This window comes from Calothrix anomala FACHB-343 (genome assembly GCF_014696435.1).
GTDB lineage: Bacteria > Cyanobacteriota > Cyanobacteriia > Cyanobacteriales > Nostocaceae > Aulosira > Aulosira anomala_A.
The window spans coordinates 54,597-77,776 of record NZ_JACJQG010000002.1; the positions used below are offsets into that span (position 1 = coordinate 54,597).

9 protein-coding genes and 1 pseudogene are annotated in these 23,180 nt (G+C 38.8%); 5 read left to right on the forward strand and 5 right to left on the reverse strand.

Going from position 1 to position 23,180, the window contains the following annotated elements; all coding sequences use genetic code 11:
• The first annotated feature begins 22 nt into the window (after window positions 1–22).
• Both H6G08_RS01145 and H6G08_RS01150 read left to right on the forward strand, forming a co-directional pair.
• Window positions 23–763, forward strand: a complete 741-nt coding sequence (locus tag H6G08_RS01145) for an aspartate/glutamate racemase family protein (protein WP_190538472.1) — start codon at window positions 23–25, stop codon at window positions 761–763.
• A 72-nt stretch (window positions 764–835) separates the two neighbouring features.
• Window positions 836–9,157 carry a non-ribosomal peptide synthetase gene (locus tag H6G08_RS01150; RefSeq protein ID WP_190538473.1) on the forward strand — a complete coding sequence of 2,774 codons (8,322 nt, stop codon included), beginning with the start codon at window positions 836–838 and terminating at the stop codon, window positions 9,155–9,157.
• Window positions 9,158–9,422: 265 nt separating this feature from the next.
• On the opposite strand, the gene H6G08_RS01155 is transcribed toward H6G08_RS01150, so the two are convergent.
• Both H6G08_RS01155 and H6G08_RS38790 read right to left on the reverse strand, forming a co-directional pair.
• Entirely contained in the window at window positions 9,423–10,778 is a 1,356-nt protein-coding gene (locus H6G08_RS01155) for an MFS transporter (protein WP_190538474.1), read from the reverse strand.
• Window positions 10,779–10,921: 143 nt separating this feature from the next.
• Window positions 10,922–11,071: pseudogene (locus tag H6G08_RS38790) on the reverse strand (transposase); the annotation flags it as partial.
• A gap of 523 nt (window positions 11,072–11,594) precedes the next feature.
• On the opposite strand from H6G08_RS38790, the gene H6G08_RS38470 reads away from it, so the two are divergent.
• From H6G08_RS38470 to H6G08_RS01170, 3 genes are all read left to right on the forward strand, one after another.
• A complete protein-coding gene (locus H6G08_RS38470; RefSeq protein WP_190538475.1) occupies window positions 11,595–18,023 on the forward strand; it encodes a non-ribosomal peptide synthetase in 6,429 nt (2,142 codons plus the stop codon).
• A 39-nt stretch (window positions 18,024–18,062) separates the two neighbouring features.
• Complete coding sequence (locus H6G08_RS01165) at window positions 18,063–18,284, forward strand: MbtH family protein (protein ID WP_096584899.1); 222 nt, start codon at window positions 18,063–18,065, stop codon at window positions 18,282–18,284.
• A gap of 79 nt (window positions 18,285–18,363) precedes the next feature.
• A complete protein-coding gene (locus H6G08_RS01170) occupies window positions 18,364–19,101 on the forward strand; it encodes a glycosyltransferase family 32 protein (protein WP_190538476.1) in 738 nt (245 codons plus the stop codon).
• Between the two features lie 131 nt (window positions 19,102–19,232).
• Here H6G08_RS01170 and H6G08_RS01175 read toward each other — a convergent pair whose 3' ends face one another.
• The 3 genes from H6G08_RS01175 to H6G08_RS01185 all read right to left on the reverse strand — a co-directional run bounded on the left by H6G08_RS01175 (window position 19,233) and on the right by H6G08_RS01185 (window position 22,982).
• Window positions 19,233–20,033 carry a hypothetical protein gene (locus H6G08_RS01175; RefSeq protein WP_190538477.1) on the reverse strand — a complete coding sequence of 267 codons (801 nt, stop codon included), beginning with the start codon at window positions 20,031–20,033 and terminating at the stop codon, window positions 19,233–19,235.
• Window positions 20,034–20,094: 61 nt separating this feature from the next.
• A complete protein-coding gene (locus H6G08_RS01180) occupies window positions 20,095–21,303 on the reverse strand; it encodes a macrolide family glycosyltransferase (RefSeq protein ID WP_190538478.1) in 1,209 nt (402 codons plus the stop codon).
• A gap of 26 nt (window positions 21,304–21,329) precedes the next feature.
• Window positions 21,330–22,982: an ABC transporter ATP-binding protein/permease gene (locus tag H6G08_RS01185; RefSeq protein ID WP_190538479.1), complete on the reverse strand. Its 1,653-nt coding sequence runs from the start codon at window positions 22,980–22,982 to the stop codon at window positions 21,330–21,332.
• Between the last annotated feature and the right edge of the window lie 198 nt (window positions 22,983–23,180).

Consider the following 23,180-nt stretch of genomic DNA (forward strand, 5'->3'; position numbering starts at 1 on the left):
TTAGTAAAACTGGAGGGAAGATATGTTAGGAATCTTGGGAGGTATGGGACCATTAGCATCAGCAGAATTTGTCAAAACAATTTATGATTACAATGTTTTTGGCAACAAAGAACAAGATGCACCAAGAGTAATCTTAAATTCTAATCCCACCATTCCAGACAGAACCAGTTTTTTGTTGAAAGGTGATTATGATTTATTGTTATTGAATTTAATAGAATCTACCCAAAAATTAGATGATTTACAAGTGTCTAAAATCATTATTTGTTGTGTCACATCCCATTATTTATTGCCCTACTTTCCTCAGAAACTAAAAGATAAAATAATTTCCTTAGTTGATGTTTGTTTGCTGGAAGTTTGGCATTCTCAAAGTTCTCATTTGTTGCTGTGTACTAATGGAACTCGTCAATTAAATGTATTTCAAACCAGTGAGTTATGGCCAATGGCAGAAGATTATATTATTTTTCCTGACGACAAAGATCAAATTGCTATCCACAATATGATATATCAAATGAAGGTTAATAAACAGAGTTTTGATTCTGCCATCATTTTCTTGAAATATTTAATTAATAAATATCATGTTAGTTCTGTGATATCTGGTTGTACGGAAATACATTTACTTAACCGATATATTCATAATCAAAACTATCAAAATCAAGAAGATATCACCAATGATATTTTTTTAGACCCTTTAATGATTGTTGCCTCTAGATTAGAAAAATTTTTATGTAATAATGACATAATTTTTTCTAAAGTTTATTCATAATTTAATATAACTATTTTGCTGGCTGATTAATTACTCAAAAGTTAAAAAAATAAGTAAATTGCATTTGTAGACATGTCCGATCATAATTTGCTTTTAAATACACAAGAAACTTTTGTTTTCCCTTTGTCTTTTGCTCAAGAAAGGCTATGGTTTCTTAACCAACTGGAGGGAAACAAAGCCACTTATAATATGTTTACTGCCATTCGTTTAAATGGCAATTTGAATATTCATATTTTAGAGCAAGCTTTAAATGAAATTGTCCAACGTCATGAGGTATTGCGAACAAGTTTTCAAACCATTGATGGACAAGGAGTACAGATAATTAATCCAGAGGTTAATTTTCATTTAAGTTGTATTGATTTACAAAATTTATCTGAGCCTGAAAGAGAAATAACTGTTCAAGAATGGATTGCAAAGGAAGCTAATACACCTTTTGATCTTTCCCAAGCTCCTTTAATGAGGGCTACACTTTTACAAACTGATATTCAAGAGTATTTTCTGTTGGTGACAATGCACCATATTATCTCAGATGCTTGGTCTGTGGGTGTTGTCATTAAAGAGATATCTGTCATATATCAAGCTTTGACTCAAGGTCAAGAACATACATTACCAGAGTTAGAAATTCAATATGCAGATTTTGGCGAATGGCAACGGGAATGGCTGCAAGGAGAGCGATTAAATCAACAATTAATTTATTGGCAGAATTATTTAGCTGGTGTACCACCTGTTTTAGAATTACCTACAGATTATCCACGTCCACCTGTGCAAACATTCCAAGGACAAAACCAGAGGTTTGAAATTGGGACTGATTTAAGTGTAGCTCTGAAAAAATTGGCACAGGAAAATGGTTGCACTTTATTTATGGTTTTGTTGGCTGCTTTTGCTACGTTGCTATATCGTTATAGTAGTCAAGAAGATATTGTGATTGGCACACCTGTAGCTAATCGTAGTCAGCCGGAATTAGAATCATTAATTGGTTTTTTTGTTAATACTTTAGTTGTCCGTGCGAAATTTGATCAAGAATTAACTTTTACAGAAGTTTTAGAACAAATTAAAGAAGGGGTTTTAGAGAATTATGCCCATCAAGATGTACCTTTTGAAAAAATTGTTGAGGAATTACAACCAGAACGTAAATTAAGCCATTCTCCGATTTTTCAAGTGTGTTTTGTTCTACAGAATACACCAACTGCAACTTTGCAACTACCAAATGTTACTTTAACACCCTTGTTTCCTGAGACTAAGGTGGCTAAGTTTGATTTGACTTTATCAATGTCACAAACAGAGTCAGGGTTAAGGGGAGTGTGGCAATATAGTACAGATTTATTTGATGCTGCTACTATAGCCAGGATGGTAGAACATTTTCAAGTTTTATTAAAGGCGATCGCATCCCATCCTCATGAAAAAATTAACCTGTTACCTCTTTTAACAGCAACAGAACAACAACAAATTTTAAATGAATGGAATGATACAGCTACACCTTATCCCCAACATCTTTGCATTCATCAAATATTTGAAGAACAAGTTAGGTTGACACCGAATGCTGTAGCTTTAGTATTTGGTGAAGAACAACTTACTTACCAGCAATTGAATGACCGCGCTAACCAACTAGCACACCATTTACAAAATCTGGGTGTAGCTCCAGAGGTGTTGGTGGGATTATGTGTAAATCGTTCTTTTGATATGATTGTCGGTTTGTTAGCTATCCTCAAAGCAGGTGGCGCTTATGTTCCCCTAGAGCCCAATTATCCAGAAGAACGTTTAGCATACATCATGGAAGATGCTGCGGTTTCTGTGTTATTGATTCAAGAATCGCTAGAAGAGAAATTACCCCCTTCCTATGCTTTAGTAGTTTATTTAGATAGTGATTGGGAAGAAATAGCTACCCAAAGTTGTGAAAATCCTGTATCTGAGGTTCAACCTCATCACTTAGCTTATGTGATTTATACCTCTGGGTCTACTGGTCAACCTAAGGGTGTGTTAGTGACTCATCAGGGTATAGGAAATCTAGCCTTAGCACAGCAAAAATTATTTAAAGTAGAAAATAATAGTCGAGTTCTTCAGTTTGCGGCGTTTGGCTTTGATGCTTCCGTGTCGGAAATCTTTATGGCTTTGGTGTCTGGTGCGCGACTGGTGTTAGCACCTACCCAAAAACTAATGCCTGGTTTAGATTTGCAACAGGCGATCGCACATCACCACATTACTCATATTACCCTACCCCCTTCAGCTTTAGCCATTTTGCCCCCAGAGCAAATGCCCACCCTCAAACAAGTCATCGTTGCTGGAGAAGCCTGTCCTGAGCCTCTAGCGCGGATTTGGAGTCAAGGAAGGCACTTTTTCAACGCCTATGGTCCGAGTGAAGCCACAGTTTGCGCCACCGTTGCTGAAGTTTGTTTGTACTCAGAAACAAATACTAAAACTATAGTTCCCATTGGTCGCCCCATTGCTAATACACAAATTTATATTCTTGACAACTCTATTCAACCTGTACCTGTAGGAATCCCAGGAGAAATATATATTAGTAGTGTGGGTTTAGCTAGGGGATATTTAAACCAACCACAACTAACAGCAGCCAAGTTCATCGACAATCCCTTTAAAGAAGGCAGATTATATAAAACCGGCGACTTAGCCAGATATTTACCAGATGGCAACATAGAATTTTTAGGTCGCATTGATCGTCAAGTAAAAATTCGCGGCTTTAGAATTGAACTAGGAGAAATAGAAGCACAGCTAAGTCAACATTTTCAAATACAAGAAGCCACAGTTATCACTCGTGAAGACCCCTCTGGCAATCAAAGATTAGTAGCTTATCTAGTATCTAAAAATCAAGACTTAACACCATCAGAACTGCGGCAGTTTCTCAAACAAAGACTACCAGATTACATGGTTCCCAGTATCTTTGTGATGTTGGAGGCGATGCCATTAACACCAAATGGTAAAATTGACCATCGCAATCTGCCCGATCCTGAACAAGATTTAACAGAAGAAAATAATTTTGTTGCTCCCCGAACACCTACAGAACAAAAAATTGCTGATATATTTGCGGCTGTTTTGAAAATAGAACAGGTGGGTATTTACAATAATTTCTTTGAACTGGGGGGACATTCTCTTTTAGCAACACAAGTTATTTCTCGATTTAGAGAAGCTTTTGCCATTGAACTACCTTTAGAAACCCTATTTAAATCACCAACTGTTGCTGAGTTAGATGTAATTATTCAGCAATGGTTAGAAAATAATTCTGCCACAGATTCGCCTGTAACTCGTCCTTTACCTGCTGTAGTTGCCATCCCAAGAGAAGATAATACTGTTTTACCTTTGAGTTGGGGACAGGAAAGATTATGGTTTTTAAATCAGTTAGAAGGAAGCAGTGCCGCTTATAATATTTCTATGGCAGTTCAGCTACAAGGAAAGCTGAATGTTGATGCTTTAGAACAGGCATTTAGAGAAATTGTCCAACGTCATGAAGTCCTAAGAACTCGTTTTGATACTGTTGATGGTCATCCTGTACAAATAATTGACACAGAATCAAAATTTAATTTATTGCTGGATAACCTGCAATTAATTTCTACTGATAAATTAGAGGTGGAAGTTAAACAAAAACTTACCCAAGAAACTCAAAAACCTCTTGATTTAAATCAATCACCTTTAATTCGGGCGACACTGCTACAAATCGCCGATAATGACTATATTCTCCTTGTTACCATGCACCATATCATTGCTGATGGTTGGTCTGTGAGAGTCATGGTAAAAGAGTTGTCTATCCTTTATGATGCCTTTGTTCAAGGTTTGCCTTCTCCTTTACCACCGCTAACTATTCAGTATGCAGACTTTGTGCAATGGCAACGCCAATGGTCACAAGGCCATATTCTAGAACAACAGCTAAACTACTGGAAAACATACTTACTGGATGCACCACCGTTATTAGAGTTACCTACTGACTATCCTCGTCCTATTGTACAAACCCTTAGAGGCGCACAGCAATCTTTTACTCTGTCTGCTGAGTTGATTTCCCAATTGCAACAGCTTACTCAGTCCACAGATACAACTTTGTTTATGGTGCTGTGTAGCGGGTTCTTGGTGTTACTCCATCGCTACAGTAGTCACGATGATATAGTTTTGGGTACTGTCATGGCTAATCGCAATCGAACTGAGATTGAGCCTTTGATTGGTTTATTTGTCAATACTTTGGTGCTGCGAACTCAGTTTGAGGCAGATTCCACTTTTATAGATATTCTCAAGCAAGTACAACAAGGAACACTTGGGGGATATGCTAATCAAGATGTACCGTTTGAAAAAATTGTTGAGGTATTGCAGCCAGAACGGAATCTGAGTCATTCTCCTTTGTTCCAGGTGATGTTTTCGTTGCAAAATGCCTCCAGTGCTTCTTTAAGTCTACCAGATGTCAGCTCTACACCCCTGAAGCCAGAAGTTCTCACCGCTAAATTTGATTTAACCTTGTCGCTGACAGAAACTGAAGCGGGAATGTCGGGTTTTTGGGAATACAACACTGATTTGTTTAAGGCAGAAACCATTACTCGCATGATTGCACATTACCAAGTGTTGCTGGCAGGGATTGTGACTAATGTGCAAGAGCGTATCAGCAAATTGCCCCTACTGACACCAGAGGAAGAGAAGCAGTTATTGGTAGCCTGGAATGATACACAGGTGAGTTATTCCCCGGATATTTGTCTGCATCAACAGTTTGAACAGCAGGTAGAAAAAACACCCGATGCGATCGCTCTTGTTTTCCAAAACCAGCAATTAACTTACCAAGAATTAAATCAACGAGCAAATCAGTTAGCAAATTATTTACAGCGTCAAGGTGTCAGTTCAGAAACTTTAGTGGGTATTTGTGTAGAGCGATCGCTAGAAATGATGATCGGGTTATTGGGTATCCTTAAAGCCGGTGCTGCTTATGTTCCTTTAGACCCCTATCACCCCCAAGAACGATTGGCTTTTATCTTATCAGATACCCAAATGCCCATTTTATTAACCCAGGAAAGGTTACAAACCAAGTTACCCTCTCATAGTGCTAAGGTCATCTGTTTAGATACTAATTGGACTGATATTGCTCAGGAAAATCAAGCCAATCTGAGTACATCAGTGAAAGGGGAAAATTTAGCTTACATTATCTATACCTCTGGTTCTACAGGTCAACCCAAAGGGGTGATGATTGAACATAGACAAGTGGCTAACTTCTTTGTGGGGATGGATCGGCGTCTTAACGTAGAAAGTGATTCTGCTACCACAAAAACATGGTTAGCTGTCACAACTATTTCCTTTGATATTTCGATTCTGGAATTATTCTGGACTCTGGCACGGGGATTTAAAGTAATTATTCAGCAGGAACAAGAGAAAACCATTGCTGCTACAGTGCCAACTTCCCGGATGCCAGAAAAACAAATGCAGTTTAGTCTGTTCTATTTTGCCAATGAGAACAACACTGGTAATCATCAAGGGGAAAACCTGTATAAATTGTTGATTGAAGGGGCTAAATTTGCTGACAAAAATGGATTTACAGCAGTTTGGACTCCAGAACGACATTTTCATGAATTTGGGGGCATTTATCCTAATCCTGCCGTAGCCAGTGCAGCGATCGCCGCAGTCACTAAACAGGTGAAAATTCGGGCTGGTAGCGTGGTTTTACCACTACATCAAGAAATTCGCGTTGCTGAAGAATGGGCTTTTGTAGATAATTTATCAAATGGTCGCGTAGGAATTTCTTTTGCCAGTGGTTGGCAACCTAATGATTTTGTCCTATCTCCCGAAAATTATCACCGTCGTAAATCCCTACTGGTGGAACAAATAGAAACCGTCCGCAAACTTTGGCGCGGAGAATCTATCACCCTGAAAAATGGTAATGGCATTCCCACAGAAATTAGAACATTCCCTAAACCAATTCAAGCAGAATTACCAACTTGGTTAACCGCCGCAGGTAGTCCCGAAACTTTCCGGTTAGCAGGAGAGTTGGGTTTAAATGTGCTTACCCATCTTTTGGGACAAGGTGTAGAAGAACTGGCAGAGAAAATTAAAATTTATCGTCAGGCTTGGCAACAACAAGGACATCCGGGTTATGGTCATATTACTTTGATGTTGCATACTTTTGTCGGGGATGACGAAGAGACAGTGCGGGAGCAGGTGCGCTTACCTCTGTATAGTTACTTAGAGCAATCAATAGGGCTGATTCAAAAGATGCTCAAAGGGACGAAATTTGAAAGCCAAGTGAATGAATTTGCCCAAGAAGATCAAAATACCCTGCTGTCCTTTGCCTTTGAGCGTTACTTTAACACTAGTGGCTTATTGGGAACTCCTGCCAAATGTTTACAGATGATTGACGACCTGAAAGCGATTGGTGTTGATGAAGTAGGATGTTTAATTGATTTTGGGGTAGATGTTGACGCTGTATTATCTAGTTTGGAGAAACTCAATCAAGTTAGAGAACTGAGTAATAATATTAATGCTGAAGATTACACTATTTTGAGCCAAATACAGCGGCATCAAGTATCTCATCTGCAATGTACGCCTTCTTTAGCCAGAATGCTGACATTAATGCCTCATGGCATTGAGAGCTTGAATTGTTTACGATATTTAATGTTGGGTGGAGAAGCATTACCACTAAATTTAGTTCAACAGTTGGGAACATCCATTGATGCCCATATTTACAATATGTATGGACCAACTGAAGCCACAATCTGGTCATCTACAGCCATTGTGGATGGTAAAGATAGTGAAACAACGATTACCATCGGTAAACCTATAGCTAACACCCAGTTTTATATTTTAGATCAACAGTTAAATCCTGTACCTGTGGGAGTGCCAGGGGAACTGTATATTGGGGGTATGGGTTTAGCTAGAGGATATTTCCAGCGTCCTGAGTTGACAGCAGAAAGATTTATACAGAGTTCTTTTAGAAAAGGCGATCGCCTCTACAAAACCGGTGATTTAGCTCGCTACTTACCTGATGGAAATATCGAATTTCTGGGTCGCGTTGACTATCAAGTCAAAATGCGAGGATTCCGCATTGAACTGGGAGAAATTGAAACAGCACTTAGTCAACATCCTCAAATTCAACAAGCTGTGGTAATTCTAGACGGAACACAAGAAAATCAGCGCCTTGTCGCTTACATTGTCCCCCATTCCCCAGTGTCTGTACCCACTCCCACTGAGTTAAATCAGTTTTTGTTGAAGAAGTTGCCAGATTACATGGTGCCGAGCATTTTTGTCCAGCTTGAGCAAATGCCATTAACTCCCAACGGCAAAATTAACCGTCGCGCACTGCCAACCCCCTCACAGCAAAGCCCCTCACCCAAATATCTCCCCCCTCGCACTCCTGTAGAACGTCAACTAACTCAAATTTGGTCTGAGGTTTTAAATTTAGATTGGATAGGCATTCGTGATAATTTCTTTGAACTGGGTGGACGCTCTCTACTAGCAGTACAATTAATATCACGCATTCAAAAACTTTTTGGTCAACAATTACCCCTAGCTAGTCTTTTCCAAGCCCCAACCATTGAAAATTTAGCTCGGCAAATAGTTAATGCAGACAGTAAACAGCATTCATCCTGTTTAGTACCGATTCAACCCCAAGGCTCAAAACTGCCGCTGTTTTTCATTCCCGGATCGGGAGGTAACGTGATTCAATTCTATGAACTTTCACGTTGTTTAGGATTAGATCAACCCTTCTATGGTTTACAACCCCAAGAATGGGATCGTGAATCTCAACCTTTAGATCGGGTTGAAGACATGGCAACTCAGTACTTGGCCGCGATTCAAACCTTCCAGCCCCAAGGTCCCTACCTTTTAGGTGGTCACTCTTTAGGGGGTAAAGTGGCCTTTGAAATGGCTAGACAACTGCTCAAACAAGGACAAGAAATTAGCCTTCTAGCCATAGTTGATGCTACAGCACCCCTACCAGTCCAGCAAGTTTCCTCACCCTCAACTTGGAGTAATGCCCAATGGTTATATGCGATCGCCAAGGGAGCAGGTGAGGCGCTAGGCATTACCTTGGACATTTCCCAGGAAATATTGCAGAGCTTATCAACAGAAGAACAGTTTAGCTACTTGCAAAATCAATTTGTGCAAAATGGCATCTTAGCTTCCCAAGACAGTGAAACCCAGTTAAAGAAACTAATTCAATTGACAAAAATTCAGCATACAAGTGCAGTTAATTATCAATGTTGTGAACAATTAGCATTGCCAATTACACTCTTCAAATCGGCTGAAAAAACCAATTCAATCATGTTTGAAAGTAACTCATTACTGAATGATCCGAAACTGGGTTGGGATCGAGTTTCAACACAACCTGTTACCTGCCATGTAATTCCAGGTAGCCATTATTCTATTATGGCTAACCCTTATGTCAAAGAATTAGCAGCACATTTACAGGGCTACTTATAAATAAATAAATTCTGGGAGAGAAAGTCAGGTGATAAGCTATACCTCAAACAGAACGTAGTTTTAGAACCGTTAGATAAAAGTGCTGTTGGTAATATTAAAAACTTGATTGAACATTTCATGCAAGAGCAAGCATATATGCTAGAAATGGTGCCAAAGAATTTCCCGTCTAGTTAGAAGTGCTTTATTCATCATTATAATTCTTGTATTGCTGTCTAGATTTCTCATCACTACATCTTCATCACCACCTTTCCCTGAACTTATGAATTTATGAACTTATAAACTCTATTTCATCCGGCAATTCGCTTTCTAGTTTTCTTAACGGTTCATATTGGTATGCTATTAAATTGGAAAACAATGTAAGTAATCCTATTAAAATGAACAAAAGACCAATTCCTCGACCAGGGCCAGAGCCGATAATTTGACCAATTCCTTGAGACCAAAGTCCATTAAAGTCCATTAAAGGTTCTAAAATTTTATCTGCAATAGGTCCAATGGCAATTGCTACCAATGGTGGAAAGAGCATAGAGATTGTCTGATTAAGTGATAAAATTCTACCTTGAATGTGAGGGGCAACTTTTTTTTGCAATATGATTTGAACACATCCGTTAACCAAGGGAATGCCTAAAGCAAAAAAGAAACCAGAAATGGTAAATAATATCAAAGAAGGACGCAAACCCCCTGTAACTAAAGCACTAGAACTGATGAGTATCGATATAAATATCACTCTTACTAAATTTTCTTCTTGGCGATCGCCTACAATCCCTAAATAGATAATTCCTACAAGCATACCACTTCCTGCCAGGGAAAGAAGAAAACCTAAACTTCCCGGTGTGGTTAAGCTCAATAAAAGTGGTGTGGCTAGAATTAGTGCTGCCCCTATAGCTGCATTATAAATGGTGCGGATAAGTATCAACGTTAGTATTCCTGGTCGATTGATTAAATAATCCCATCCCTGTAATATTCCTGAAAAAATAGATGTATTCTGGGCATCAATTAGCAAATCATCCTTGTGTGAAAGTTCCGGTATATCTACAATCAAAAGAGGAATAATAGCCAGGATAAAAGTAATAAAATCCAGTAAAACTACACCTTTCAATTTCAAAATTCCTAAGATAATACCCCCTAAAGCTGGACACACTAAGCGGGCTATTGAATCTGTAGCTTGAGTGAATCCACTAGCACGCCCTAGTTTGTTTTTGGGAACCATTAACACAATAGATGCACGAAAAGCTGTTGAGCTAAATGTTGAGAAAATTGACTTTCCAGCGACTGCAAGATAAATATGCCAAACTTCTAGACGTTCCAGCATCAAGAGAATACCAACAGTTAGAATACATAAGCTAGAACAGATTGTACTAATCAACATTATCCAGCGACGATTCCAACGATCAACAACACTACCAGCAATCGGAAAAATGCAAAAACCGGGAAGAGTAATAGCAAGGGTTAGAAAAGCAAATTGAGTGATAGAACTAGTATGCTGGTAAACCCAGACATCAAATGCAAAGCTAGTCATACCAGAACCTATCCTAGAGATGATTTGACCTAGCCAAATCATAATAAAAACTTTCATTTCACTCAAAGCAGGAGTTTGTGTAACACTTGAGGGTTGCTTAAGCATAAATATTAAAGTATAATCCCATAATGGCTGAAACTAAACGTTAAAGAGATATTAGCATCCCACAATAAATAGTAACAAAAAGAAAAAAGATTTTTGACAGCTTAAGAGGATGTTTCAAAAGTTTTGATTGTCCACAAATTATGCTAACGTCTAATCATAATGCGGAGCATGGCAAGATAAATAAAAGTCTTTGACGTTTCAGGTAGTAATTCCTAGTCTCGAACCAATCACCGACATCCCATTAACCAACCAAAAGTCCGCTCAACTACCCAAGGTTTTTTGAGCAAGTTAAAAAGTAAAAAGTAAAAAGATAATCCCCATAAATAAATTTAGGAGATTTAATAAGGACATATTATTTATCATGCCATGCATCTCGATTGGGAATGTTTTTATTTTGTTCTATAACTAAATTTAGTTGCTCTGTAACCATTTTTTTCTTATTCTTTATGAGTGCCTTTTAACTTTTTACTTTTGCCTTGCCTGGTCATATAATCTGTGGAAGATTGGGGTCTGAGTAGCAATGGTTGCTGTTGGCGCAATATTTTTTAACATGGGCAAACCTGACAAATGCCAAGGGTTTAATTAGAAAAAACTATTTTCCTTAAGTTTATGTCTCGACTGTAATATGTTACAATCACACTCAGCAAAAGCTGCTCGTTAAGTATAAATAGTCAAATATTAAACAGATAATACTTATCGAGTCTATCGGTTATAAGTTTGCGGCAGTCAGTGCCAAATATCGATTGTGGTGAAAGCTAGTAATTTACCTAATTTTTCTCCTGAAGAAGGTTAATTTATTTAAGGAATTTTTCACAAGTGAATAGTATATTACCTTTATCTATCAACCAACGGGAAATCTATATTGACCAAATGATGTGGTTAGAAGGTTCCCATCTGAATATCGGTGGTACTGTGACAGTGCAGGGTGCTTTTGATATTGAAATTTTCAATGATGCGATTAATCAAGTAATTCGCACTCATCCAAGTTTAAGGACGCGAATTTATGAATTAGAAGGAAAGCTTTTCCAAACCATTTCACCGCACAAAGACGCAGCAGTAGAACTAATTGATTTCTCTAGTTATGACAATAGTGAAAAATTGGCTGATGAATATATCAATCAGGAATTTACTCAGCCTTTTAGCTTTGGGGAAAATGCCTCACTTGTGAATTTTCAGGTACTTCGCACCAGTAACCAAAGACATATATTTTATGCTAAATATCATCATGCAATTACCGATGGTTGGGGAATTGCCATCTTCTTTCGGGAACTAATTAGGATTTACAACCAAATTATTCAAGATGGTACTGACAATCAAACAGAAAAAGATTTGTATTTAATTGAATATCTTGAGGAAGAAGCAGAATATTTAGAGTCACGAAATTATCCGCGCGATCGCGATTATTGGAAACAGCGTCTAGCAGGTATTTCTCCCCAAGTTTTCCCCCAAATTAAAGCTGCAGGTTTAACAGGCGATCGCCAAGCAATTTATATTCCCCGCGAGCAATATAATCGGGTAAATACTTTATGTCAAGAAATCCAATCGAATGCGTTTCATTTTATCTTAGGCTTAATCGCCGTTTGTTTAACTAATCGCTACAACAAGCCAGATTTAACGGTGGGTTTATCCCTACTCAATCGCAATAAGAAAAGCTTTAAGGATGCTATTGGCTTATTTGTGAGTACGATTCCTTTCCGCGTCCCAATAAATAGCCATGAAACAGTTCACAAACTATTAGATAATATCCGTTCTTTATTGCGCCAAGATTATCGCCACCAACGCTTTCCTTTAGGAGAAATGAAGCGGCTAGCTGGCTTACAATTAAATAGTAAAGAACATTTATTTGAAGTTTATTTATCCTACGAAAGACACGATTACAACGAATGTTTTGCTAATAGTGAAACAAGCTGCGTACCTTTGTACAGTGGACAACAAAAAGTACCACTGATTATTTATGTTCGGGAATACGCCGAACACAGCGATATTAAAATCGATTTTGATTATAATCTTTCCTATTTAGATGCTGAAACAGTCAGGCAGATAGTGACAGATTTTCAAAATTTGTTTACTACTGCTATAGAAAGATTAGAAAAGCCGATTTCTAGTCTGGTTGCTAAATCGCAAGAAAACAATAATTATAACATTATTCAACCAGAAATTTCTCTGGATATTTCCAGCGATGAAACATTAGTTTCAGCCTTTGCAACTACCGCCGCTACATATCCAGAAAATACCGCAGTTAAATTTAATAAAAATACCCTCACCTACGCTGAATTAAATAGCAAAGCCAACCGCTTGGCGAATTATTTAATTAGTCAAGGAGTTAAACCGGGAACGCGCGTGGGGATATGTTTAGAACGTTCAGAAAATATAGTTATTGCTATTTTAGGAATCCTGAAAATAGGTGCGGCTTATGTACCTATAGATCCTCAATCTCCCGCTACCCGTCTGCAATTAATTCTCGAAGATAGCGGAATTTGTGCATTGATTGCTGAACCAGGAATTTTATCAGCATTAACTAACAAAGAAATTTTAGGTTTCACTCTCCCATCTCTAGAAGATGAACTAATTAATCAACCAGATACAGCGCCAGAAGTTGTCATTAAACCGGAATTTCCTGCTTATATTATTTACACTAGCGGTTCCACTGGTACGCCTAAAGGTTGTATCGTCACCCATAGAAACGCCATCCGGTTAATGCGTTCCACAGAACCTTGGTTTGGCTTTAACGACAAAGATATTTGGACGCTGTTTCACTCCTTTGCTTTTGACTTTTCTGTGTGGGAATTGTGGGGTGCTTTGCTTTACGGCGGTAAGGTAATTATTGTACCTTTCTGGTTAAGCAGAACGCCAGAAAGTTTCCGCGAATTCCTCACCACAGAACGGGTAACTGTTCTCAATCAAACTCCTTCCGCTTTCTATCAACTAATTCGCGCGGATGAAGCGAGTGTAGGAAAATTGGCGTTACGTTATGTCATCTTTGGTGGTGAAGCTTTAGATTTTCCCACTTTACGTCCTTGGTTAGAAAAGTACGGCGATAAAAACCCGCGTTTAATTAATATGTACGGGATTACAGAAACTACCGTTCATGTAACTTATCGCCCGATTTCTCTCCAAGATTTGACAGGAAATGCTAGTGTTATCGGTAGAGAAATTCCTGACTTACAAATATATTTACTTGATGACAAATTACAACCAGTTACTGATGGTTTACCAGGAGAAATTTACGTAGCTGGTGCTGGGGTGACTAGCGGTTATTTAAATCGTCCCGCATTGACAGCAGAAAGGTTTTTAGCTAATCCTTTTGGTAGTGGAAAAATTTACCGCAGTGGTGATTTAGGGCGGAGATTAGCCAACGGGGATTTAGAATATTTAGGAAGGATAGATCAACAAGTTAAAATTCGCGGTTTTCGGATTGAATTAGGAGAAATTCAAGCGGCGCTAACATCTCATTCTCAAGTGCGGGAAGCGGTGATTGTCACTGATGAATGGGAAGCCGAAAATCGCTTAGTTGCTTACTATGTTCCTGGAGAAACTAACCCCACAGCTAATGAATTGCGTCAGCATTTAAAAACTAAGCTACCTGATTACATGATACCCGCAGCTTATGTGAGTTTAGATGCTTTCCCCCTGAATGTTAACGGGAAAATTGACAATAAAGCTTTACCCGCTCCAGATTGGAATTTGTTAAGGGTAGAAGAAAATTATATAGCCGCGCGTAACGCCGATGAAGAAACTTTATGTGCAATTGTCGCTTCTACTTTAGGAATAGAAAAAGTCGGAATTGACGATAATTTCTTTGATATTGGTGGCGATTCTATTTTAGCTTTACAAGTCATCGCCAAAGCCAAAAAAGCCGGTTTTGCAATTTCCGCGCGAGAACTTTATGAATCGGCGACGGTGCGTCAATTAGCTACGAAAAAAGCAGCAGTTGCTGTATCTAATACTAATATTAGTGACAATCAGACAGTTAACTTACTATCAGCAGCAGATAGACAAAGCTTACCAAAAGATGCAGCCGATGCTTATCCCCTTTCGAGTTTACAGGCGGGAATGCTTTATCACACAGAAATGCATCCCGAATCGGCAATTTTCCATCAAATTTTTACCTTTGATTTACATCTGAGCTATTCTGAAGTAGCCTGGAAAAAAGCGATCGCGGATATTTGTGATGCTCATCCAGTATTGCGGACTTCCTTCCATTGGACAGGATACAGCACTCCCATCCAAATTGTTCACACCCAAGTAGAATTACCTTTAACGATTGTCGATTTGCGGAATTTGGGAGCAAACGCCCAGCAAAAAGTGGCAGAATGGATTGAATCAGAAAAAAATCGCGCCTTTGATATCACCAAACCCCCCTTATTCCGGTTCCAAATTCACCGACTCGCTGATACTGAACTCAGCTTTAGCTTTAGTTTTCACCATGTCATTCTCGATGGTTGGAGTGTAGCGACGTTGTTAACGCAACTGTTACAGCGTTATGTGCAGTATTTAGCATCAGAAACCCTTCCAGCTTTGACAATACCGGAGATTAATTACAAAGATTTTATCGCCCAAGAACAACAAGCGATCGCATCTGGACAAATGCGAGAATTTTGGCAACAATATCTGAGTAATTTAGAAGTTACCACCCTCCCCCGTCTGAATATCCAGAAATCCCAGACAACCTCCCTACAACGTCAACTAAAGCGCTTATCTATTAATATTGATGCACAATTAAGCGATAAAATTCGCCAATTAGCCAAAAAAGCTGGCGTTCCCCTCAAAACTGCACTTTTAGCTGTGCATTTGCGCGTTATCTCCTTTATAACTGGACAAAAAGAAGTTGTTACTGGTAACGTCAGCAATGGAAGATTAGAAACCCTCGACAGCCAAAACTTGTTAGGTTTGTTCGTCAATACCATTCCCTTCCGCATGGATTTAACATCGGGAACCTGGTTGGAATTAATTCAATCAGTCTTCCGTGCGGAAAGTGACATACTTCCTCATCGCAACTTTCCCCTCGCCGAAATGCAACGCTTGATTGATCAGCGTCCCTTGTTTGAAGTCGGATTTAACTATGTGCATTTCCACGTATACGAAGGGTTGCTGAATTTACCGCAAATATCAGTCCAGAACATTGATATTTTTGAAGAAACAGACTTTCCCTTCTTGGTAGAATTTTGTTTAGTTCCCGGAAGCAGCGCTTTGCAATTGAATTTAATCTATGATGTAGAGCAGTTTACGGCTGCACAGGTTGAGCAATATAGCCAATATTATCAAGCCGCTTTGACAGATATTGCCACCAATACCCACACACATTACCACAGGCGATCGCTCCTTTCACCCACAGAACGGCAGAACTTACTCCAAGCTGCTAACAGCAATCCTGCTAACTTCCCCTCTGGTGATACCCTCATCTCTGCCTTTAGCAAAGTAGTAGCAGAATATACCGATAAAATCGCCCTGGTTTGGCAAGAAACCACCCTTACCTTTGGCGAATTAGAAACCCGCGCCAATCGTCTCGCCCATTACCTCCAAAGTCAAGGTGTAGGAACGGAAAGCTTGGTAGGGCTGTGTTTGGAGCGTTCCGAACAATTAATCGTTGCCATTTTAGCCATCCTCAAAGCTGGCGGTGCTTACGTTCCCATTGATCCCAGTTATCCAAGCGATCGCATAGAATTTCTCTTACAAGATAGCGGCGTTGTTTTACTCTTAACCGAGCAATCAGTAATATCCCAGATTCCCCAATCTGATACCAAAATCATCATTCTGGAAAATATCGCCACTCAGTTAGAAAATTACAGCGCCGATGCTTTAGCAGTGCAGATATTACCAGAACATCCAGCTTATGTAATTTATACAAGTGGTTCCACAGGCAAACCCAAAGGCTGTATTGTCACCCACGCCAATGTGATGCGCCTACTCAAAGCCACCGAATCTTGGTTTGCATTTAACAGCGAAGATGTTTGGACTTTATTCCACTCCTACGCCTTTGACTTTTCTGTGTGGGAACTCTGGGGAGCTTTATTATATGGTGGTCGAGTAGTTGTAGTCCCCTACTGGACAAGTCGCTCGCCAAAAGACTTTTTACAACTACTGCAAAATCAGCAAGTCACAGTATTAAATCAAACCCCCTCAGCCTTTCGACAATTAATCCAAGCAGCGAGTCAAGAGCAATCAAAGCTACCTTTACGCTACGTAATCTTTGGAGGAGAAGCCTTAGAACTATCAAGCCTACAACCTTGGTTTGAGTTATATGGCGACGCACAACCAAAATTGATTAATATGTACGGTATCACCGAAACCACCGTTCATGTAACCTATAGACCGATTACCCAGACAGATATCAGCGCCAATCGCGGAAGCGTTATCGGTCAACCCATCCCCGATTTACATCTATATATATTAGATGAGAATCTAGAACCAACCCCCGTGGGAACTCCTGGGGAAATCTATATTGGTGGTGCGGGAGTGACGCGGGGTTATCTCCATCAACCTCGTCTGAGTGCAGAAAGATTTATTCCTGACCCCTTTGCTAAAACTTTAGGTAGCCGTCTATACCGCAGTGGTGACATAGGGCGGCGGTTACCAGACGGTGAACTAGAATATCTCGGACGCGCCGACCGACAAGTGAAAATACGCGGTTTCCGCATAGAAACTGGGGAAATCAGCGCTGTTATCAACACTCATCCCCAAGTCAAAGAAGGCTTTGTACTTTTACGTAAATTTCCTAATGGAGATAAAAAATTAGTTGCTTATTTTACTTCTAATACAGAGTCAGATTTGACAATGGTATTACCAGAGTATTTAAAAAGCAAACTTCCAGATTATATGATTCCCTCGGCCTTTGTGCCACTAGCAACCATTCCCTTAACGGTAAACGGTAAACTAGACCAAAAAGCCTTACCATTACCCAATGGGAATGCAAGCAGTAAACCTTACATTGCACCCAGAACCGAGCAAGAAGCCACTATTTGTGGATTAATGGCGAGTTTATTAAACTTAGAACGGGTAGGAGTCAACGATGACTTCTTTGAAATTGGCGGAGATTCCCTGTTAGTCACACAACTAGCCATCCGTCTGCGTCAAACCTATGACAGCGAATTTCCCCTACCGCAACTATTCACCCATCGTACCCCAGAAGCGATCGCGCTTTTACTAGGCAGTTCGCCAAAGGTGCAAACCACCAGCGAAATCCGCAAAGCAACTCGTCAACGCCGTTCTGTAAACTTAAGTGATGACGGCATTTTAGTTAATTAAAATTACCGTTTGTAAACCTATAAAGGAGACTAAAAAATCATGGCTAACAACGAACAAAACGACGAAACTATATATCTTGTAGTCGTCAATCATGAAGAACAATATTCAATTTGGCCGCAATGGAAACAAGAATTACCATTAGGATGGAAAGCTGTAGGCAAAGAAGGTAATAAAACCGAATGTTTAGCCTATATCGAAGAAGTATGGACTGATATGCGTCCTTTAAGCCTCCGCCAAGCAATGCAAGAATCATCCAAATAAACAACTGCTAACCAGGGAATAGGGAATAGGAAATACCCCAATTCCCCATCCCCAATTCCCCATCCCCCATCCCCAAACTATGAGCAAAATTCCCAAAATCATCCATCAGATTTTTTTTCTAGGAGAAGCCGCAATCCCCAAAAATTACCGTCGTTATCAGCAAACAGTTTTGCAAAATCATCCCCATTGGGAATATCAATTTTGGGATGAAGCCAAAGCCAGAAAATTTATGGAATCAAATTATTCCTGGTTTCTCCCTATATTTGATTCTTATCCCCATGATATTCAACGTCGTGATGCTATCCGTTATTTTATCCTTGATCGCTATGGCGGATTTTATCTTGATATGGATGTTGAATGTCTCAAACCCCTGGATGATTTATTAGTAGATTTTGAATTAGTATTATCAAAATTGGTGGGGTTTAGTAATGCGATTATGGGTAGTATTCCCAACCATCCTCTATGGCTGACAGTATTTGCAGAATTAGAAAAACGTCAACATAATTCAGATAATAAAACCATGCCCTTGTATGTCGGCTACAGCACCGGGCCAATTATGTTAAATGATTGCGTAGTCGCTGGTAAATTTGATCAAAATTCTACTGTACTTGTGTGTCCAGGATACATTTTTGAACCAGGCGCACCAATGGAACTTAACGGTAAAATATTCAAAAGTCAGCCTACCTCAGAGACTCATACCATACACCACATGACTACTTCTTGGTTACCAAAAAAAGACCAGATAATTAGAGTTTTATTCGGTGTAATTGTCGAACCCTACTGGTTCTTTCGCTCTTTGCTAAAAGGTGCGGTTTAATTACATAGGAATTCGCTTTGATTCGGTGAAATTATTTGCTTAGGGAGAGAACTCTTAATAGGGAAGTCTTAACAGGGAATTTTTAATTATGGGGATTTCCCTGTTGCCTGTTGCCCGTTACCTGTTCCCTCTTAAATAAAACTTTGAGCCAAACTTTTAATATCATCTGTATAATCTAAACCATTAATTAACATGCCACTAGCACCACTTCTACCTACAAGCTGATAATCATTTAAAAATGAGCTAAAATTAGTTGGCAATAAATCATAGTAATATGCACATTCAAGAGTATAAAGCTTTTTGTCATTCACCTTTTTATATGAATTTATCAGGTGTTTTTTGAAAAAACCCACATTTGATTTATAAAAGACCGTAGAAACATTAGCAAATGGGTTATAGGGGCCTCTCCAACCTCTGGCTTTGATAAAAAGTAAATATCCGATAAAGTACTGTATACTGAAAATGAAACCTTTAAAAAGATTTACATTCTCAATTTTTATAGCCGAAAGTGGTTTCTGGAAAACATTAGGAATGCCAGCGTGAGCCTGTCTTACCATATTAAAGTTTTGCACAAAAATTCTTCCAGTTATTTTATAAAAATCAACATCATTGTTGAGATTTTTACTATGATTGATAGCATATTCTATTATTTTTCCTTCCCCGTATCCCTTGCCATATTGATGTGCTTCCTGATTGCCATCGAAGACTAACACCTCCAAAACTTTACCTTCATTTTTAGCAAACTCGGTTATTAGTCCAAAGTCATAAGAAGTATTACTATTTTCACAAAAAATAATTGTCTTGATATTTGTTAATTTTATCCAGGCAATTAAACTGCATAAATATTCAAAAAGCCTTTCCTGTTGACTCTTTATTTCTACAAAACGAGTAGTTCCAGCATCAATGGTTGCAGTCATAAGTAAAACTTCCATATCTCAGATCAAATTAATCCTTTAAAATGTTTTAAAGCACCCTCTAACACAGATATTCTAATTACTGTGAAGAGTTCTTTTCATACGCATATCGCCAAATCTCATCCACTGCGCGTTTAACTCCACCCGCAGCACGACAAGCATCACCCAAACGACCACTATTGACGCAGAAAGAATTATTATCAAAAATTCGCTGTGCTGTCTGTTGTAAATTTTCCACAGTTACATCTTCTAACATCATCATAATTCCTGCACCCTGCTCTTCAATCCGCCGGGAAATTATTTCTTGCTCGTAAGTTTGTGGAACTGCAATCATTGGTACTGAATACCAAACAGCTTCCCTAGTTCCACCGCCGGCTCCATGCATAATAAATAAACTAGCACGCTCTAAAATTTGTAATTGCGGAACAGTACCTGTAGGTCGAATAATAAAGTTGTCGGGAATATCGCCTAAAAGCGTGATATCCATAGCCGGACTTAATACCATAATTACCTGAGCATCGGTGTTACCAAAAGCCTGAATACAACTGCGGTAAAATGGTAAACCAGGGTCATGAATATTGCCAAAGGAAATCAAGATTAGCTTATCTTTTTGCAATTTCTCTAAGGGGAAATCATATTCCCTAGCGCGTACCGGATTACAAGGGCCGACAAAATGAAACCGTTCGTCAAATTTATGGCTATAAGGTTGTAATTCTGGCGGTAAATAACAAATGTTGAGCGGTTCAATATTCGTAAATGTATCCACAAATTTTATTGGCGCGACACCATAAGTTTCTCGAAGTTTTCTTTGATATTGACGATAGTGTTTCATCCCCGCAGCCGCCTGTTTTAAAAACACTGGTAGTTTCTTTCTTAACCAAGGACATTCATAGAAAGTTTGGGGAGTAAAAGCAGCCGTAGCAATAGAATTAACAGCAGGAATATGCAGTAATTGCGCCACCAATCTTCCCCAAAGACAGAGGGAGTCATGAATAATGTAATCTGGCTTTTCTGCACGCACTGATTCTAAAAGTGCTGGGAGCATTTGGTAAGCGCACCAAGTCAGGGAAGGTACTAAAGACATTTCATTTTCAACTGGTGGTGCGGTTTCCGGATTTATAGGCGGATAGCAACGAAAAGCGGCTCCCAAATTCTCTATTTCTTGCTGAAAAGGCGGAGCTTCATAATAAATTACTTCTTCGCCTCGATTAATCAATTCAGTCATCAATCCCAAGGTAGGAATCACATGTCCTGCTGCTGAAACGTTCATAAAAATTACGCGACCCATAAAACATACCCCGCTATTTTGAGTAATTAAAGATTGAGAATTACTTGATGATATTTCTGAAGACTAGGACGATGACCAACACTAATAAAAGTTGTGCCTGTATCTACTAAAAGACTATAAAGATGTTCTTCGTTGTTGACATCTAAAGCACTCGTAGCTTCGTCTAAAATAGCATATTTAGGTTTGGTAACTAACAACCGCGCAAAGGCTAGCCTTTGTTGTTCTCCCAAAGATAAAATATCACTCCAATCTTGCTCTACATCCAAACCACCAAATCTGGTTCCTAAATCTGATAAATTGACTAGATAAAGAACTTTCTCCAATTCTTGATCGCTGATATCAACCTGGTCATTAGGATAAATTAACTGCTCCCGTAAAGTCCCTAAAATCATGTAAGGACGCTGGGGTAAAAATAGCATTTCTTCTAATTTAGGACGGACAATTACACCAGTTCCCGAATTCCATAAACCAGCTAAAGCACGCAATAAAGAACTTTTTCCACAACCGCTATCTCCCATAATTAATAATCCCTGTCCTGGTTCTAGGGATAAAGAGAGATTTTTTACCAGATTTTTTTGATAATTAGGTGTCTGGACTGTCAGGTTGTCAAAAGCTAAACGACTGTCATTGACTATATCAATATTTCTGGTACTATCTATTTGTTTTCTGGGCTGATTGAAATATTCCGAAAATACATAGAGGCGGTTAATGGAAGCAGCAAATTTGGTAAATTTTTCAAACTGATACATAATCAAATTGACAGAAAAAGCTACTTGTCCAAAAGCACCGCTTGCTTCTGTAACTTTTCCTACTTCAATTTCTCCAGAGATAATTTGGTTGCCTAAAATCAAGGCGGGAATAATTAAAGTCAGATAACCAAATTGATTTTTAAAGATATTTAAGTAGATTTCTGACCATAATATTAATCGCTGAAAATTTTTATATACATGGGCAAAGAGAAATTTAACTTTATGAGATTCTTGGGAGATGCCATTATAAAATGCGATAGATTCGGCATTTTCTCTGATGCGGATTAAACCAAAACGAAAGTTAGCTTCTTTTTTTAGCTGTTCAATATTTAATTGGGTTAATTTTCTGCCATAAAGAACAATAGTAATTGTGTAGGCTAATAAAGAATAAATTACCAGCGCTATAACTAGATTGGCTGAAATAGACCAAAGAATTATACTAAAAGCCAAAACCACAAATATAGATTCAATAATATTCACTAAAAACTGCATAGATTGTTGGCAGAAATTAGCGACATCTTCAGCAATCCGTTGGTCTGGGTTATCGATATCTTTGTGGAAGTTACTGAGGTCGTAAAAATTGCGATCGCGGAAATATTGATTGAGTAAATAATGGGTGAGCCATTTTCGCCAATAAAGTCCTATTCTCTCCCGCAAATAGCTATAACCAGAGTTCAGGAAGCCAAAGAAGATAATCCCTCCAAAGGCCATTAGTATTCCTTGCCAGAATCTAGTACGATCTTGAGCAGCCAGGGCAGAAATTAAATCTCCCTGGATAGTATTTAATAACACCTTAACCTGGGTATTAGCGAATAATAGTACTCCCAGTATTGTGAACAGAGCTAATACATTAAATTTTTCGCTACTTAACCAATAAAGTTTAGCGATCGCCCAAAACTGTTGGACTGCTGTGCAGTTGAATCGATTCATTTGAATATTGTCTAGATTTGTCTAATTTGCAGGATTTATATAACTTTTTTCTATATATCCTGCTGTGGAGATTGCCTCATGAAAAAGTCAAAGCCTCAAACTCTAGCCCCATGAATGCTGCTATGTAACCTATAATCGAAGTGATAATTGTATTTAAGAATACTCGATTATCCTAAATAGGCGATCGCCCGCTTCATT

Bases quoted from the DNA above. Each gene is read 5' to 3' on its own strand.
- H6G08_RS01145 (WP_190538472.1), top strand. From the start codon at position 23: ATGTTAGGAATCTTGGGAGGTATGGGACCATTAGCATCAGCAGAATTT.
- H6G08_RS01150 (WP_190538473.1), top strand. From the start codon at position 836: ATGTCCGATCATAATTTGCTTTTAAATACACAAGAAACTTTTGTTTTC.
- H6G08_RS01155 (WP_190538474.1), bottom strand. From the start codon at position 10,778: ATGCTTAAGCAACCCTCAAGTGTTACACAAACTCCTGCTTTGAGTGAA.
- H6G08_RS01165 (WP_096584899.1), top strand. From the start codon at position 18,063: ATGGCTAACAACGAACAAAACGACGAAACTATATATCTTGTAGTCGTC.
- H6G08_RS01170 (WP_190538476.1), top strand. From the start codon at position 18,364: ATGAGCAAAATTCCCAAAATCATCCATCAGATTTTTTTTCTAGGAGAA.
- H6G08_RS01175 (WP_190538477.1), bottom strand. From the start codon at position 20,033: ATGGAAGTTTTACTTATGACTGCAACCATTGATGCTGGAACTACTCGT.
- H6G08_RS01180 (WP_190538478.1), bottom strand. From the start codon at position 21,303: ATGGGTCGCGTAATTTTTATGAACGTTTCAGCAGCAGGACATGTGATT.
- H6G08_RS01185 (WP_190538479.1), bottom strand. From the start codon at position 22,982: ATGAATCGATTCAACTGCACAGCAGTCCAACAGTTTTGGGCGATCGCT.